At 67.5% G+C, this 14,188-nt stretch carries 11 protein-coding genes; 5 read left to right on the forward strand and 6 right to left on the reverse strand.

Annotated features, from left to right (window positions below):
• Nucleotides 1–15: 15 nt before the first annotated feature.
• Nucleotides 16–1,035: a DUF2066 domain-containing protein gene (locus OGL92_RS04940; RefSeq protein ID WP_263141205.1), complete on the reverse strand. Its 1,020-nt coding sequence runs from the start codon at nt 1,033–1,035 to the stop codon at nt 16–18.
• Between the two features lie 235 nt (nt 1,036–1,270).
• Between OGL92_RS04940 and purM the strand changes: the two genes are divergently transcribed.
• From purM to OGL92_RS04955, 3 genes are read left to right on the forward strand one after another with little or no spacing between them, the layout of a single operon-like run.
• Complete coding sequence (purM, locus tag OGL92_RS04945) at nt 1,271–2,332, forward strand: phosphoribosylformylglycinamidine cyclo-ligase (RefSeq protein WP_263141526.1); 1,062 nt, start codon at nt 1,271–1,273, stop codon at nt 2,330–2,332.
• Nucleotides 2,332–2,982, forward strand: a complete 651-nt coding sequence (purN, locus tag OGL92_RS04950; RefSeq protein WP_263141207.1) for a phosphoribosylglycinamide formyltransferase — start codon at nt 2,332–2,334, stop codon at nt 2,980–2,982. The genes purM and purN overlap by 1 nt, the downstream gene beginning before the upstream one ends.
• Before the next feature lie 11 nt (nt 2,983–2,993).
• Nucleotides 2,994–3,710 carry a DUF3108 domain-containing protein gene (locus OGL92_RS04955; protein WP_263141209.1) on the forward strand — a complete coding sequence of 239 codons (717 nt, stop codon included), beginning with the start codon at nt 2,994–2,996 and terminating at the stop codon, nt 3,708–3,710.
• 100 nt (nt 3,711–3,810) lie between these two features.
• On the opposite strand, the gene OGL92_RS04960 is transcribed toward OGL92_RS04955, so the two are convergent.
• Entirely contained in the window at nt 3,811–4,350 is a 540-nt protein-coding gene (locus tag OGL92_RS04960) for a DUF2058 domain-containing protein (protein ID WP_263141211.1), read from the reverse strand.
• Between the two features lie 175 nt (nt 4,351–4,525).
• On the opposite strand from OGL92_RS04960, the gene OGL92_RS04965 reads away from it, so the two are divergent.
• Entirely contained in the window at nt 4,526–5,461 is a 936-nt protein-coding gene (locus OGL92_RS04965; RefSeq protein WP_263141212.1) for an aspartyl/asparaginyl beta-hydroxylase domain-containing protein, read from the forward strand.
• Nucleotides 5,462–5,467: 6 nt separating this feature from the next.
• On the opposite strand, the gene mazG is transcribed toward OGL92_RS04965, so the two are convergent.
• The 4 genes from mazG to cysM all read right to left on the reverse strand — a co-directional run bounded on the left by mazG (nt 5,468) and on the right by cysM (nt 11,106).
• Complete coding sequence (gene mazG, locus OGL92_RS04970; RefSeq protein WP_263141213.1) at nt 5,468–6,307, reverse strand: nucleoside triphosphate pyrophosphohydrolase; 840 nt, start codon at nt 6,305–6,307, stop codon at nt 5,468–5,470.
• Nucleotides 6,308–6,379: 72 nt separating this feature from the next.
• Complete coding sequence (relA, locus tag OGL92_RS04975) at nt 6,380–8,623, reverse strand: GTP diphosphokinase (protein ID WP_263141215.1); 2,244 nt, start codon at nt 8,621–8,623, stop codon at nt 6,380–6,382.
• A 135-nt stretch (nt 8,624–8,758) separates the two neighbouring features.
• Nucleotides 8,759–10,117, reverse strand: coding sequence for a 23S rRNA (uracil(1939)-C(5))-methyltransferase RlmD (gene rlmD, locus OGL92_RS04980; protein WP_263141218.1), 1,359 nt, complete (start codon nt 10,115–10,117; stop codon nt 8,759–8,761).
• 83 nt (nt 10,118–10,200) lie between these two features.
• Nucleotides 10,201–11,106, reverse strand: a complete 906-nt coding sequence (gene cysM, locus OGL92_RS04985; protein ID WP_263141221.1) for a cysteine synthase CysM — start codon at nt 11,104–11,106, stop codon at nt 10,201–10,203.
• Nucleotides 11,107–11,407: 301 nt separating this feature from the next.
• Between cysM and OGL92_RS04990 the strand changes: the two genes are divergently transcribed.
• A complete protein-coding gene (locus OGL92_RS04990; RefSeq protein ID WP_263141223.1) occupies nt 11,408–14,164 on the forward strand; it encodes a response regulator in 2,757 nt (918 codons plus the stop codon).
• The last annotated feature ends 24 nt before the right edge of the window (nt 14,165–14,188 follow it).

Genomic DNA, 14,188 nt, shown 5'->3' on the forward strand with positions numbered 1-14,188 from the left:
AGCCGCCCGGGAACATTACCAGCGAAAGCGCAAAACCCCGGTCGGCGCGGGTTGCGCGGCAGGCTGCGGTGCGCCTTCGGCGGGCGGGCTGTCGGCGCCGACTTCCTGCAGGTGCACCAGCGCCAGTTGCGCGCGCAGTTGCTCGGCACTGGCGTTGACCTGGTAGGTCAGCCGATCCCCCTCGACCCGGGTCAGCCGCGCGCCGAAGGGTTCGAGCACTCGGTCCAGTTCGGCATAGCGGCCCAGGTCGGCACCCTGCACCTCCAGGGTCAGGCTGCTGGCGGCGCCGGGCGCGACGACGAAACGCGGCGCCAGGCGCTCGCTCACCGCCAGCATCACCGCGTCGGCCAGGGCCACGCCGTTGGCCGCTTCGGCGATGCCCTGTTCGGGCTGCTCGCCCAGCCACAGGCGCCACTGTGCACGCCAGGCACCGTTTTCCTCGCGGGCATGCACGGCCAGCAGCGCATCGGCGGCGTAGCGCTCCGAAACCGGTCGCAGCGCGTCGGGCTGCGCCGCTTCCAGGGCAGCCGGCGTGGCCACCAGTTGCTCGCTGAGGTCGGCCAGCGGCAGGCGCAGCGGCAAGCCGCGGTGCTCGCCGGCGTCGCGGACGGGCTTGGCGGCGTCCTGGCCGTCACCCAGCAGATTGGCACCCTCGGCAGTTTCGTTGAGCCACCAGACCAGCACGCTCGGGCGGTTCGTCCCCCACAAAGGAAGCCCGGCCTGGCGCAGGCTGCGATCGGTGCTCACCGGGTCGAAGTCCACCACCAGCACGTCGCCTTCGTAGCCGTACTGGCCGATGACCTGCTGCGGGTCCTTGCGCAACGCGGCGAGGGCGGGGTTCTGCGCGGCGTTGCGGTTACCGGTGAGGCGCATCAGCAGGGTATCCAGGGCACGCTGGATACCCTGATCGCGCGCCTCGGGCTGCTGGCTGGCGACGGCCTCGCGGACCTGGTAGAGGGTGGCGAGGTTTTCCGCGAAAGCCGGCAGGCAAGGCAGCGACAGACACAGGACTAGCAGGCGGGCAATGGCGCGCATGGGACTCTCGCAAGGCTCGGGCGAAAAGGGCTTATACCTTAAACAGCCGCCCGATACCCGGCAACCGCCGCAGCCACCCGCGCGTCTCCGACGCGGGACCGGCGGGATTTCCCGATTTCGCCGCGCGCCCGGCAGGCGCCGATGGCCGCTATCCGGCAAGCCTGATAAAATCGCGCGCCTTCGCAGACCGGCAGCCGCGGCGTGCCGAATCCCGATACCCCCTTCAAAGGCCTGGATCATGAGCAAGCAACCCTCCCTGAGCTACAAGGACGCCGGTGTAGACATCGACGCCGGTGAAGCGCTGGTCGAACGCATCAAAGGCGTGGCCAAGCGCACCGCGCGCCCTGAGGTGATGGGCGGGCTGGGTGGCTTCGGCGCCCTCTGCGAGATTCCCGCCGGCTACAAGCAACCGGTGCTGGTGTCCGGCACCGACGGGGTCGGCACCAAGCTGCGCCTGGCGCTGAACCTGAACAAGCACGACAGCATCGGCCAGGACCTGGTCGCCATGTGCGTCAACGACCTGGTGGTGTGCGGCGCCGAGCCGTTGTTCTTCCTCGACTACTACGCCACCGGCAAGCTCAACGTCGAGGTCGCGGCCACCGTGGTCACCGGCATCGGCGCCGGCTGCGAGCTGGCCGGTTGCGCCCTGGTCGGCGGCGAAACCGCGGAAATGCCCGGCATGTACGAAGGCGAGGACTACGACCTCGCCGGTTTCTGCGTCGGCGTGGTGGAGAAGGCCGAGATCATCGACGGCAGCAAGGTCGCCAGCGGCGACGCGCTGATCGCCCTGCCCTCCTCCGGCCCGCATTCCAACGGCTATTCGCTGATCCGCAAGATCATCGAAGTCGCCGGTGCCGACATCGAAAGCATCCAGCTCGACGGCAAGCCGCTGACCGAACTGCTGATGGCGCCGACCCGGATCTACGTGAAACCCCTGCTCAAGCTGATCGCCGAGACCGGCGCGGTGAAAGCCATGGCCCACATCACCGGTGGCGGCCTGATCGAGAACATTCCGCGCGTGCTGCCGGCCGGCGCCCAGGCAGTGCTCGACGTGGCCAGCTGGACCCGCCCGGCGGTGTTCGACTGGCTGCAACGGCAGGGCAACGTCGACGAAGTCGAAATGCACCGTGTGCTCAACTGCGGCGTGGGCATGGTCGTCTGCGTCGCCCAGCAGGACGTGGACGCCGTGCTGCAAGTGCTGCGCGAAACCGGTGAGCAGCCCTGGGTGATCGGGCGGATCGCCGATGCCGCCGCGGACGCTCCGCGCGTGGTATTGAACAACCTGAAAGCCCACTGATGGCGACACCCTGCAATGTCGTGGTGCTGATTTCCGGTTCCGGCAGCAACCTGCAGGCGTTGATCGACCGCATCGCCGACGACGCGATTCCCGCGCGAATCGGCGCGGTGATTTCCAACCGCGCCGAAGCCTACGGCCTGAAGCGCGCGCAGCAGGCGGGCATCGACACCCTGGTGCTGGACCACAAGGCCTTCGACGGGCGCGAGGCCTTCGATGCGGCGCTGATCCGCGCCATCGACGAGCGGGAAGCCGATTTGGTGGTGCTGGCCGGCTTCATGCGCATCCTCACGCCGGCCTTCGTCCGCCACTTCAGCGGCCGTCTACTGAACATCCATCCCTCGCTGCTGCCCAAGCACAAGGGCCTGCACACGCACCAACGCGCCCTGGACGCCGGCGACCGCGAGCACGGATGCAGCGTGCACTTCGTGACCGAGGAACTCGATGGGGGCCCCTCGGTCGTACAGGCGGTGATCCCGGTGCACCCGGACGACACGCCGGAAAGCCTCGCCCAACGCGTTCACGTGCAGGAACACTTCATCTACCCGCTGGCCGTACGCTGGTTCGCCGAAGGCCGCTTGCGCCTCGGTGCCCTCGGCGCCGAATTGGACGGCCAACCCTTGCCCGCCAGCGGTCAGTCGATTCGTCATTAGGAGATTCGCCAATGCGTCGCGCTTTGCTACTGCTCCTCGCCTTCGTCGCCCTGCCGCTCGCGGCCGCCGAGCCGAAGCCTTTCGTTGCGAGCTACACCGCGGACTGGAAACAGTTGCCGTTCAGTGGCACCGCCGGGCGCAGCCTGAAGAAGCTCGACGACGGACGCTGGCAACTGGATTTCGAGGCGGCCATGCTGGTGGCCAGCCTCAGCGAGGTAAGCACCTTCCGGGTCGAGAAGGACACCTTCCTGCCACAGAGCTACCGCTTCAACCGCAACGGGCTGGGCAAAGGCAAACAGGTCGAACTGGATTTCGATTGGAGCCAGAAACAGGTGATCGGTAACGACCGCGGCGAACCGGTGCGGCTGTTGCTCAATCGTGGCCTGCTGGACAAGTCCACCTACCAACTGGCGCTGCAGCACGACGTGGCGACCGGCAAGAAAAGCATGAGCTACCAAGTGGTCGACGGCGAGGACATCGAGACCTATGACTTCCGCGTGCTCGGCGAAGAGCGCGTGGCCACCCAGGCCGGCCAAGTGGACGCGATCAAGGTGGAACGGGTCCGCGACCCGACGCAGAGCGCGCGCAAGACCGTGCTCTGGTTCGCCAAGGACTGGGACTATCTGCTGGTGCGCCTACACCAGATAGAGAAGGACGGCAAGGAGTACCAGATCATGCTCAAGGACGGCACGGTCGACGGCAAGAAGGTCGTCGGTGCGGCTCAGTAAACCCTTCGGCGGGACATGAAAAAGCCGGGCCCAGTGCCCGGCTTTTTCATGTCTGCGATCCAGGTCGCGCCAAGGGCGCGGCGCCTCGGCGCCAAGGGCCTCACCACATCAGGTCGTCGGGCACCTTGTAGGCGGCATAGGGGTCGTCATCGTCCGGCGCCTCGGTCGAGGTGTTGAGCAGCACGATCCGGCGCGGATCGCGCTCCTGGATCTTCAGCGCGGCATCCCTCGGGATTACCTCGTAGCCGCCGCCGTGGCGGACGATGGCCAGCGAGCCACGGCTGAGCTTGTCGCGCATCAGGTCGTTCACCGAGAGGCGCTTGACCTTCTTGTCGTCGACGAAGTTGTAGTAATCCTCGGTGGTCAGCTTGGGCAGGCGCGAGGTCTCGATCAATTGCTTGACCTGCGCGACGCGCGCCTTCTGCTCGGCCTTTTCCTGCTGCTGGCGATTCAGCTCCTGATCCCGCGCGGCTTTCTCCGCCTGCGCCTGGAGCGCGGCCTGCCGCTGCGAATCGTCTTTCTCGACTTGGTTCTTCTTCTCCAGGCGATGCTGTTTCTGTTTCTGCTTGACGGCCTGCTTGGCCTGCTTTTCATTGACCAGGCCGGCTTTCAGCAACTGGTCACGCAATGACATACTCATCGTTACGAATCCGACATCCAGGGTGGGGGTTCGTCGAAGCGGGGTTCGCCGCGAGGATGCCCATCCTCCGGTTTGCGCCGCCGATGTGCAAGACCCGGTGGACATACCGGGTACCGCGCGGCGAAACTTCGCCCCTTCCACGCCTTCCCATATCCCAACCGCCACGGTAGGCCATATGACCGTTTCGTTCGTCGCCAAGCTTTCCATCATCGGGCTATTCGTCGCCAGCGTGCTGTTCGTCCATCTGCGCGGACGCGCGCGCCTGCCGTTCCTGCGCCAGCTGGTGAACTACTCGGCGCTGTTCGCCCCCTACAACTCGCTGATGTACCTGCTGTCCGCCACGCCTTCCAAGCCTTACCTGGAGCGTCGCGACTTCCCCGAGCTGGACCTGCTGCGGGACAACTGGCAGACCATCCGCGACGAAGCCCTGCAGTTGTTCGACGAGGGCTACATCCGCGCCGCGCTGCACGACAACGAGGCCGGCTTCGGCTCCTTCTTCAAGAAGGGCTGGAAACGCTTCTACCTGACCTGGTACGACGGCCCGTTGCCCTCCGCCCAGCAGCTCTGCCCGAAAAGCGTCGCGCTGGTCAGCCAGATTCCCTGCATCAAGGGCGCGATGTTCACCCTGCTGCCGGGGCCCGGGCATCTCAACCCGCACCGCGACCCCTTCGCCGGTTCGCTGCGCTATCACCTCGGGTTGTCGACGCCGAACTCGGATGCCTGCCGCATTTACGTCGACGGCCAGCCCTACGCCTGGCGCGACGGCGAGGACGTGATGTTCGACGAAACCTACGTGCATTGGGTGAAGAACGAAACCGAGGTCACCCGGGTGATCCTGTTCTGCGACATCGAACGGCCGTTGCCGGAGCCGATGCGCACCTTCAACCGCTGGATGAGCGGCATCCTCGGTCGCGCCACCGCGCCGCAGAACGTCGAAGGCGAGCGAGTCGGTGCGATCAATCGCGCCTACGGCGCCTTCAAGCGCTTCGGCAACGCCATCGGTGCCCAGGTGAAACGCTTCAAGCGGCGCTTTCCCCGTGGCTACAAAGTGCTCAAGCCGATCCTGGCGGTCGCCGTCCTGACCTTGCTGGGCCTGTGGATCGTCAACTGACGCGGATCAGCGCTCCGGCTCGCCACGTTCCTGCCGCTTGGCGGCGTTCCACAGCGCTTCCAGCTCATCCAGCCCGGTGCCTTCGACGGCGCGTCCCGCCTCGCGCAGGCGCGCCTCGATGAAACGGAAACGCCGCTCGAACTTGCCGTTGGCGGCACGCAGGGCGGTTTCTGGATCGACCGCCAGGTGCCGCGCCAGGTTGACCGCCGCAAACAGCAGGTCGCCGACCTCGTCGGCGATCGCCGCCTGATCTTTCTGCTGCACGGCCTCGCGGACTTCCTCCAGTTCGCCGCGCACCACCTCGAATACCGGCGCCGCCTCGGGCCAGTCGAAGCCGGCCAGGGCCGCACGCTTTTGCAACTTTGCCGCGCGGTTCAATGCAGGCAGCGCGGCGGGCACGTCGTCCAGCAGCGACAACTGCTCCGGTGCCGTGGCCTTTTCCGCCCGTTCCTCCGCCTTGATCTCTTCCCAGCGCCGCTTGACCGCGACTTCGTCGAGGCGAGGCAGGTCGGGACGGCCATACAGGTCGCCATCGGGGAACACATGGGGATGACGGCGGATCAGCTTGCGGGTGATGCCGTCCACCACGTCGGCGAAGTCGAAACGCCGCTCCTCGCGGGCCAGCTGGCTGTAGTACACCACCTGGAACAGCAGGTCGCCCAGCTCGCCCGGCAGGTGGGCGAAGTCGCCGCGCTCGATGGCGTCGGCCACTTCATAGGCCTCCTCCAGGGTATGCGGGACGATGCTGGCGTAATCCTGCTTGAGGTCCCAGGGGCAGCCGTGCCGCGGGTCGCGCAGCCGGGCCATTAGGTGGAGCAGGTCGTCGAGGGAATGGCGTGGGGTCATGGCAGGCTCCAGGCGGGCGGGACGGAAAACGCCGCGCCTCCGGGGGCCGGAGCGCGCGGCGCCGGGCGCGGGTCAGGAGGCCCGGTTGCGACGCGCCTCGATGATGTTCGGCAACTGGGCGATGCGCGCCAGCAGGCGACCCAGGGCGTCCAGCCCGGGGATCTCGATGGTCAGCAGCATCGACGCGGTGTTGTCGTCCTTGTTCGAGCGGGTGTTCACCGCCAGCACGTTGATCCGCTCGTTGAGCAGCACCTGGGAGACGTCGCGCAGCAGGCCGGAACGGTCGAAGGCGCGGATCACGATATCCACCGGGTAGGTCTGCACCGGCACCGGTCCCCAGTTCACCTGGATGATCCGCTCCGGCTCGCGGGCCGCCAGTTGCAACACCGAACCGCAGTCCTGGCGGTGGATGCTCACGCCGCGGCCCTGGGTGATGTAGCCGACGATCGCGTCGCCCGGCAACGGCTGGCAGCAGCCGGCCATCTGGGTCATCAGGTTGCCGACGCCCTGGATCTGGATGTCGCCCCGCTTGCCAGGCTTGTAGCCGGTGGCCTTGCGCGGGATCAGCTCCAGTTGTTCGTTGCCGCGCTCCGGCTCCACCAGTTGCTGGGCGGCGTTGACCACCTGAGCCAGGCGCAGGTCGCCGGCGCCCAGGGCGGCGTGCATGTCCTCGGCGGTGCGCAGGTTGCATTTTTCCGCCAGGCGCTCGAAGTCCACCGGCGGCAGCGCCAGGCGCACCAGCTCGCGCTCGAGCATGGCCTTGCCGGCGGCGACGTTCTGGTCGCGGGCCTGCAGCTTGAACCAATGGACGATCTTCGCCCGCGCCCGCGAGGTGGTGATATAGCCGAGGTTGGGGTTGAGCCAGTCGCGGCTCGGCGCGCCATGCTTGCCGGTGATGATCTCCACCTGCTCGCCGGTCTGCAGGCTGTAGTTCAGCGGGACGATGCGCCCGTTGATCTTCGCCCCGCGGCAGTTGTGGCCGATCTCGGTGTGCACGCGATAAGCGAAGTCCAGCGGCGTGGCGCCCTTGGGCAGGTCGATGGCATGGCCGTCGGGGGTGAAGATGTAAACCCGGTCCGGCTCGATGTCCACGCGCAACTGGTCGGCGAGGCCGCCGATGTCGCCCAGTTCCTCGTGCCACTCGAGCACCTGGCGCAGCCAGGAGATCTTTTCCTCGTAGTGGTTCGAGCTGGCCTTGACGTCAGTGCCCTTGTAGCGCCAGTGGGCGCAGACCCCCAGCTCGGCTTCCTCGTGCATGGCGTGGGTGCGGATCTGCACTTCCAGTACCTTGCCGTCGGGGCCGATCACCGCGGTGTGCAGGGAGCGGTAGCCGTTTTCCTTGGGGTTGGCGATGTAGTCGTCGAACTCCTTGGGAATGTGCCGCCACAGCGTATGCACGATGCCCAGGGCGGTGTAGCAGTCGCGCACTTCCGGCACCAGCACGCGGACCGCGCGGACGTCGTAGATTTGGCTGAACTCCAACCCCTTGCGCTGCATCTTCCGCCAGATGGAATAGATGTGCTTGGCGCGGCCGCTGATGTCCGCCTTGACGCCGGTGGCGGTGAGTTCGTCGCGCAACTGCTGCATCACCGTGGCGATGTACTGCTCGCGATCCAGGCGGCGCTCGTGCAGCAGCGTGGCGATCTGCTTGTACTGCTCGGGCTCCAGGTAGCGGAACGACAGGTCCTCCAGCTCCCACTTGATGTGACCGATACCCAGCCGGTGGGCCAGCGGCGCGTAGATGTCGAAGACCTCGCGGGCCACGCGGTGGCGTTTTTCGTCGTCGGCGTTCTTCACCGCGCGGATGGCGCAGGTGCGCTCCGCCAGCTTGATCAGGGCGACGCGCACGTCGTCGACCATCGCCACCAGCATCTTGCGCAGGTTTTCCACCTGTGCCTGGGTGCCCAGCACCAGCGATTGGCGCGGGATCAGGCTGGCGCTGATGGCGGCCATGCGCAGCACGCCCTCGACCAGCTTGGCTACCACCGCGCCGAAGCGCTGCTGCACCACCGCCAGCGGAATCTTGCCTTCGCGCACGCCGCGATAGACCACCGCGGCCACCAGGGAGTCCTGGTCGAGCTTGAGGTCAGCGAGGATTTCGGCGATTTCCAAACCGGTGCGGAAGCTGCTCGCGCCTTCCACCCACAGGTTCTGGGCCGGGTTTTCCGGCTGTTCGGCATCGCGGGCGAAATCGCACGCGTCCTTGAGGGCCGCCCGGTCGAGGACCGGGTCGAGGCTGCACACGTGGTCGAGCCACGCGTCTAGGTTGATGCTGCCGTCGGTATTGACCGGCTGGTTCGCTCTCACCTGTACCATCTGAGTACCTTCCCTACGACATGCGCCTGACACGTCGAACGATCGCCGGCCTTCTTCGAGCCGGTCCGATTGACATCGAAGGGCGCCATCCCGGGCACCCTTGTGACACAGGATTGTGTCACCCGGAGGACGCGTTCAAGGCATCCGCCGCTCAAACAAAGCCATCGCTTCGACATGCGCCGTCTGCGGGAACATGTCGAGAATTCCGGCGCGCGTGAGCCGGTAGCCCTGGCGGACCAGTTCGCCCGCATCGCGCGCCAAGGTCGCCGGGTTGCAGGAAACGTAAACCACGCGCCCCGCGCCCAGCCGGCCGATCTGTCGTACCACCTCGAACGCGCCGTCGCGGGGCGGGTCCAGCAGCACCGCGTCGAAGCCCGGCGACGCCCAGGGCATTTCGGCAAGCGGCTTCGACAGGTCGGCGCAATGAAAGTGCAGGTTGCCCAGGGCATTGTCCTCGGCATTGCGCCGGGCCCGCTCGACCATGGCCTCGACGCCTTCCACCGCCACCACTTCGCGCACCTGCCGGGCCAGCGGCAAGGCGAAGTTGCCGAGGCCGCAGAACAGATCCAGCACCCGCTCGGAAGCCTGCCCTGCCAACCAGTCTAGTGCCTGTTCGATCATCGCTTGGTTGACCTGGGCGTTCACCTGGACGAAATCCCCCGGACGGTACTGCAAGGTCAATCCCCAGGGTTCCAGCCGGTAGCCGAGGCGCGTGCCGGGCTGGTCCGCCCGCGGCTCGCCGACGCCGTGCAACCAGAGCTGCGCCCGGTGCGTCGCGCAGAACCCGCGCAGACGCGCCAGGTCGGCCTCGCCGAGGGGCGCCGTGTGGCGCACCAGCAGGGCCACGGCGTCGCCTTCGAAGAATTCGACGTGTCCCACCGCCTGCGGCCCGTCCAGGCCGCGCAGGCAGGCTGGCAAGGCCTCGACGATGGCCTGCAAGCCGGGCACCAGCACCGGGCATTCCTCGATGGCGACGATCGCCTGGCTGGAGGCGGCGCGAAACCCCACCTCCAGCCGCTGCGCCTTGGCATCCCAGCGCACCGCCAGGCGGGCGCGGCGCCGATAGGCGAACTCGTCGCCGGTCAGCGGGGCGGCCCAGGCATCGGGTTGCAGATGGCCGACATGGGCCAGTTGCTCGGCCAGGCTGCGTTGTTTCAGGGCCAGTTGTTCGGCGCGGGGAAGGTGCTGGAGGCTGCAGCCACCGCATACCCGGGCATGCCGGCAAGGTTCGGGGCGCCGCAACGGGCTGCCCTCGAGCACCCGCTCGACCCGTGCTTCCACCACTTGGCTGCGCGCGGCGAGCACCCGGGTCTCCACCCGCTCGCCGGGCAGGGCGCCGGCGACGAACCAGGTGCGCCCGTCGAGATGGGCGATCCCGCGACCGTCGTGGGCCAGGCGTTCGATCGACAACACCTGTTTCTTGCCCACTGGCAGCGGAGCGGAACGGGCACCGCCACTGGGCTGGAAGCGCAGCCCGGCGTTACGTTTGGCCATCGTTGCGAAACTCTTGGTGAAGCGGCCCTCTCGCGAGGGATCGGCGGCGCGGCGCGCTCGCGTACAACCCACGAACGCGGCGGTCAGCCCGCGGGATCGTCGTAGACCCCGGTGGACAGGTAGCGGTCGCCGCGGTCGCAGATGATCGCCACCATCACGGCGTTCTCCACTTCCCGCGACAGGCGCAGCATGCCCGCCACCGAACCGCCGGACGAAACGCCGCAGAAGATGCCTTCTTCACGGGCCAGGCGACGCATGGTGGCCTCGGCCTCGCCCTGGGCCATGTCGATCACCCGGTCGACGCGCTCGGCCTCGTAGATTTTCGGCAGGTACTCCTCGGGCCAACGGCGGATACCGGGGATCGCCGAGCCTTCCTGGGGTTGCAGCCCGACGATCTGGATGCGCGGATTCTGCTCCTTCAGGTAGCGCGACACGCCCATGATGGTGCCGGTGGTGCCCATGGAGCTGATGAAATGGGTGATGCCGCCATGGCTCTGGCGCCAGATCTCCGGACCGGTCCCGGTGTAGTGGGCCTGGGGGTTGTCGCCGTTGGCGAACTGGTCGAGCACCTTGCCCTGCCCTTGCGCCTGCATCGCCAGGGCCAGGTCGCGCGCGCCCTCCATGCCCTCGTCCTTGCTGACGATGATGAGTTCGGCACCGTAGGCGGTCATCGCCGCCTTGCGCTCGGCGCTCATGTTGTCCGGCATGATCAGGACCATCTTGTATCCCTTGATCGCCGCGGCCATCGCCAGCGCGATCCCGGTGTTGCCGGAGGTCGCCTCGATCAGGGTGTCGCCGGGACGGATTTCGCCGCGCAGCTCCGCGCGGGTGATCATCGACAGCGCCGGACGGTCCTTCACCGACCCGGCCGGGTTGTTGCCCTCGAGCTTCACCAGCAGGGTGTTGGACGTCGCACCGGGCAGGCGCTGGAGGCGCACCAGCGGCGTGTTGCCGATGCAGTCGGCGATGGTCGGGTACTGCTGGGTCATGGCGAGATTCGCAATCCGGACGATTGAAAAAGGCGCCCATGATACCGGCAAACCCGAAAAGCCCATATCGCGTCGGGATAACAGCTTATTTCATTGCGCTATATAGGCCGCGGGTTCGGCGGCCTCCGCGGCCCGGAACGCGCCGGCGGAACGGCCGGCGCGTCGGCCGCATGTCCGGATTCCCGGGCCCATCCGAGCCAGGACGCCCTGCTCGCCCACTACGGCCGAGGCCGTCGACGCCAGCGGACGCCTCCCCGGCGAGTCGCTACACTGCCGGGATCATTTCCTCCGGAGGAACGCCGTGTTCCAGGATCTCGGCATCAAGGGCCGCGTGTTGCTGCTCACCCTCTTGCCCACCAGCCTGTTGGCGCTGGTGCTGGGTGGCTATTTCACCTGGATGCAATTGAACGACATGCAAACGCAGTTGTTGCAGCGTGGCGAGATGATCGCCGAGCAACTGGCGCCCCTGGCCGCGCCGGCGCTGGCCCATCAGGACCGGCGCCTGCTGGAACGTATCGCCGACCGCGCCCTGGACCAGCCGGACGTGCGCGCGGTGAGCTTCCTCAACCCCGAGCGCCAGCGCCTCTCCTACGCCGGGCCGAGCATGCTCAACCAGGTGCCCAGCGGCGACGGCAACCACGTGGCGCTGATCAGTGGCGCGGACGCCACGCGCTTCCTGCTGCCGGTGTTCGGCCGCCATCGCTCGCTGTCCATCGACGACGACGCGGACGCCGACCAGTTGCTCGGCTGGGTCGAGCTGGAACTGTCCCATCACGGCACCCTGCTGCGCGGCTACCGCAGCCTGTTCGCCAGCCTGTTGCTGATCGCCACCGGGCTCGCGGTGACCGCGCTGCTGGCGGTGCGCATGGGCCGCGCGATCAACGAACCGCTGCGGCAGATCAAGCTCGGCGTCGCCCAGCTCAAGGAAGGCCGCCTGGAAACGCGGCTGCCGGCCCTGGGCAGCCACGAGCTGGATGAGCTGGCCAGCGGCATCAATCGCATGGCCGAGGCCCTGCAAAGCGCCCAGGAAGAACTCCAGCACAACATCGACCAAGCCACCGAGGACGTCCGGCAGAACCTGGAAACCATCGAGATCCAGAACATCGAACTGGACTTCGCGCGCAAGGAAGCGCTGGAAGCCAGCCGGGTGAAATCAGAGTTCCTGGCCAACATGAGCCACGAGATCCGCACGCCGCTGAACGGCATACTCGGCTTCACCAACCTGTTGCAGAAGAGCGAGCTGACCCCGCGCCAGCTGGACTACCTGTCCACCATCGAGAAGTCCGCCGACAGCCTGCTGGGGATCATCAACGAAATCCTCGACTTCTCGAAGATCGAGGCCGGCAAGCTGGTGCTGGAAAGCATCCCGTTCAACCTGCGCGACCTGATCCAGGAAACCCTCACCATCCTCGCCCCGGCGGCCCACGACAAACAGCTGGAGCTGGTCAGCCTGGTGTACCGCGACACGCCGCTGCAACTGGTCGGCGACCCGCTGCGCCTGCGCCAGGTGCTGACCAACCTGCTGAGCAACGCGATCAAGTTCACCCGCGAGGGCACCATCGCCGTACGCGCCATGCTGGAAAGCGACAGCGACGAGGATCGCGCGCAGTTGCGCATCAGCGTGCAGGACAGCGGCATCGGCCTGAGCGACGAAGACCTGCGTGCGCTGTTCCAGGCCTTCAGCCAGGCGGACAATTCGCTGTCGCGCCAGGCTGGCGGCACCGGGCTCGGGCTGGTCATCTCCAAGCGCCTGATCGAACAGATGGGCGGCGAGATCGGCGTGGCCAGCACCCCGGGCGAGGGCTCGGAGTTCTGGATCAGCGTAAACCTGCCACGTGCCCGCGACGATGCCGACGACCTGCCCCGCGCGCCCCTGGCCGGGCGCCGCGTCGCCTTGCTGGAAAAGCACGAACTGGCACGCCAGTCCCTGCAGCATCAATTGGAGGACTGCGGACTCGAAGTGCTGCCGGCGGCGAACCTGGAAAGCCTGCTCGACGCGGTGGCCGGCGCACGCCACAGTGGCCGTCCGATCGACCTCGCGGTGCTCGGCGTGACCGCCCACGAGCAACCGCCGGAGCGCCTCAGCGAGCGCATCTGGGACCTCGACCGGCTCGGCTGCAAATGCCTGGTGCTCTGCCCCACCACCGAGCAGTCGCTGTTCCATGGCGTCCTGCCGGACGGCCACAGCCAACTGCAGTCCAAACCCGCCTGTACCCGCAAGCTGCAACGCGCCCTCGCCGAACTGATCAGCCCGCGCCAGCCGAAGTTCGAGCCCAGCCCGATGCCGCAGAACAGCCGCGCGCCCCGCCTGCTCTGCGTCGACGACAACCCGGCGAACCTGCTGCTGGTGCAGACCCTGCTCAGCGACATGGGCGCCCAGGTGCGCGCGGTGGACAGCGGCGCGGCGGCCCTGGAAGCGGTGGAACGGGAGGATTTCGACCTGGTGCTGATGGACGTGCAGATGCCCGGCATGGACGGCCGGCAGACCACTGAGGCGATCCGCCGCTGGGAGGAAAGCCACGAGAGCGGCCCGGTGCCGATCGTCGCGCTGACCGCCCACGCCCTGGCCAACGAGAAGCGCGCCCTGCTGCAAAGCGGGATGGACGATTACCTGACCAAGCCCATCAGCGAACGCCAATTGGCCCAGGTGGTGCTCAAGTGGACGGGGCTGTCGTTGCACCAGCACGGCCAGGAGCGTGCCGGTGAACCGGCGATCAACCCCGGCCTGAGCGTGCTGGACGCCGACGAGGGCCTGCGCCTGGCCGCCGGCAAGGCCGATCTGGCGGCCGACATGCTGAGCATGCTGCTCGCCTCGCTGGAGGCCGATCGCGAGGCGATCCGCGACGCCCGCGACAGCGGCGACCGGGTCGCGTTGATCGAGCGGGTTCACCGGCTGCACGGCGCCACGCGGTATTGCGGCGTCCCGCAACTGCGCGCCGCCTGCCAGCGCAGCGAAACCCTGCTCAAGCAGGAAGACCCGGCGGCCGCCCCGGCGCTGGACGAACTGGATGCCGCCATGCTGCGCCTGGCGAGCGAGGCGCAGGCACCGGTCGGCTGAACCGGATTTCGCTCGGCCGCTTCG

It is taken from the genome of Pseudomonas sp. RIT-PI-AD, from assembly GCF_025642785.1.
Taxonomy (GTDB): domain Bacteria; phylum Pseudomonadota; class Gammaproteobacteria; order Pseudomonadales; family Pseudomonadaceae; genus Pseudomonas_T.

Coding starts and splice junctions, on each gene's coding strand:
- OGL92_RS04940 (WP_263141205.1), bottom strand. CDS start 1,035: ATGCGCGCCATTGCCCGCCTGCTAGTCCTGTGTCTGTCGCTGCCTTGC.
- purN (WP_263141207.1), top strand. CDS start 2,332: ATGGCGACACCCTGCAATGTCGTGGTGCTGATTTCCGGTTCCGGCAGC.
- OGL92_RS04955 (WP_263141209.1), top strand. CDS start 2,994: ATGCGTCGCGCTTTGCTACTGCTCCTCGCCTTCGTCGCCCTGCCGCTC.
- OGL92_RS04960 (WP_263141211.1), bottom strand. CDS start 4,350: ATGAGTATGTCATTGCGTGACCAGTTGCTGAAAGCCGGCCTGGTCAAT.
- OGL92_RS04965 (WP_263141212.1), top strand. CDS start 4,526: ATGACCGTTTCGTTCGTCGCCAAGCTTTCCATCATCGGGCTATTCGTC.
- mazG (WP_263141213.1), bottom strand. CDS start 6,307: ATGACCCCACGCCATTCCCTCGACGACCTGCTCCACCTAATGGCCCGG.
- relA (WP_263141215.1), bottom strand. CDS start 8,623: ATGGTACAGGTGAGAGCGAACCAGCCGGTCAATACCGACGGCAGCATC.
- rlmD (WP_263141218.1), bottom strand. CDS start 10,117: ATGGCCAAACGTAACGCCGGGCTGCGCTTCCAGCCCAGTGGCGGTGCC.
- cysM (WP_263141221.1), bottom strand. CDS start 11,106: ATGACCCAGCAGTACCCGACCATCGCCGACTGCATCGGCAACACGCCG.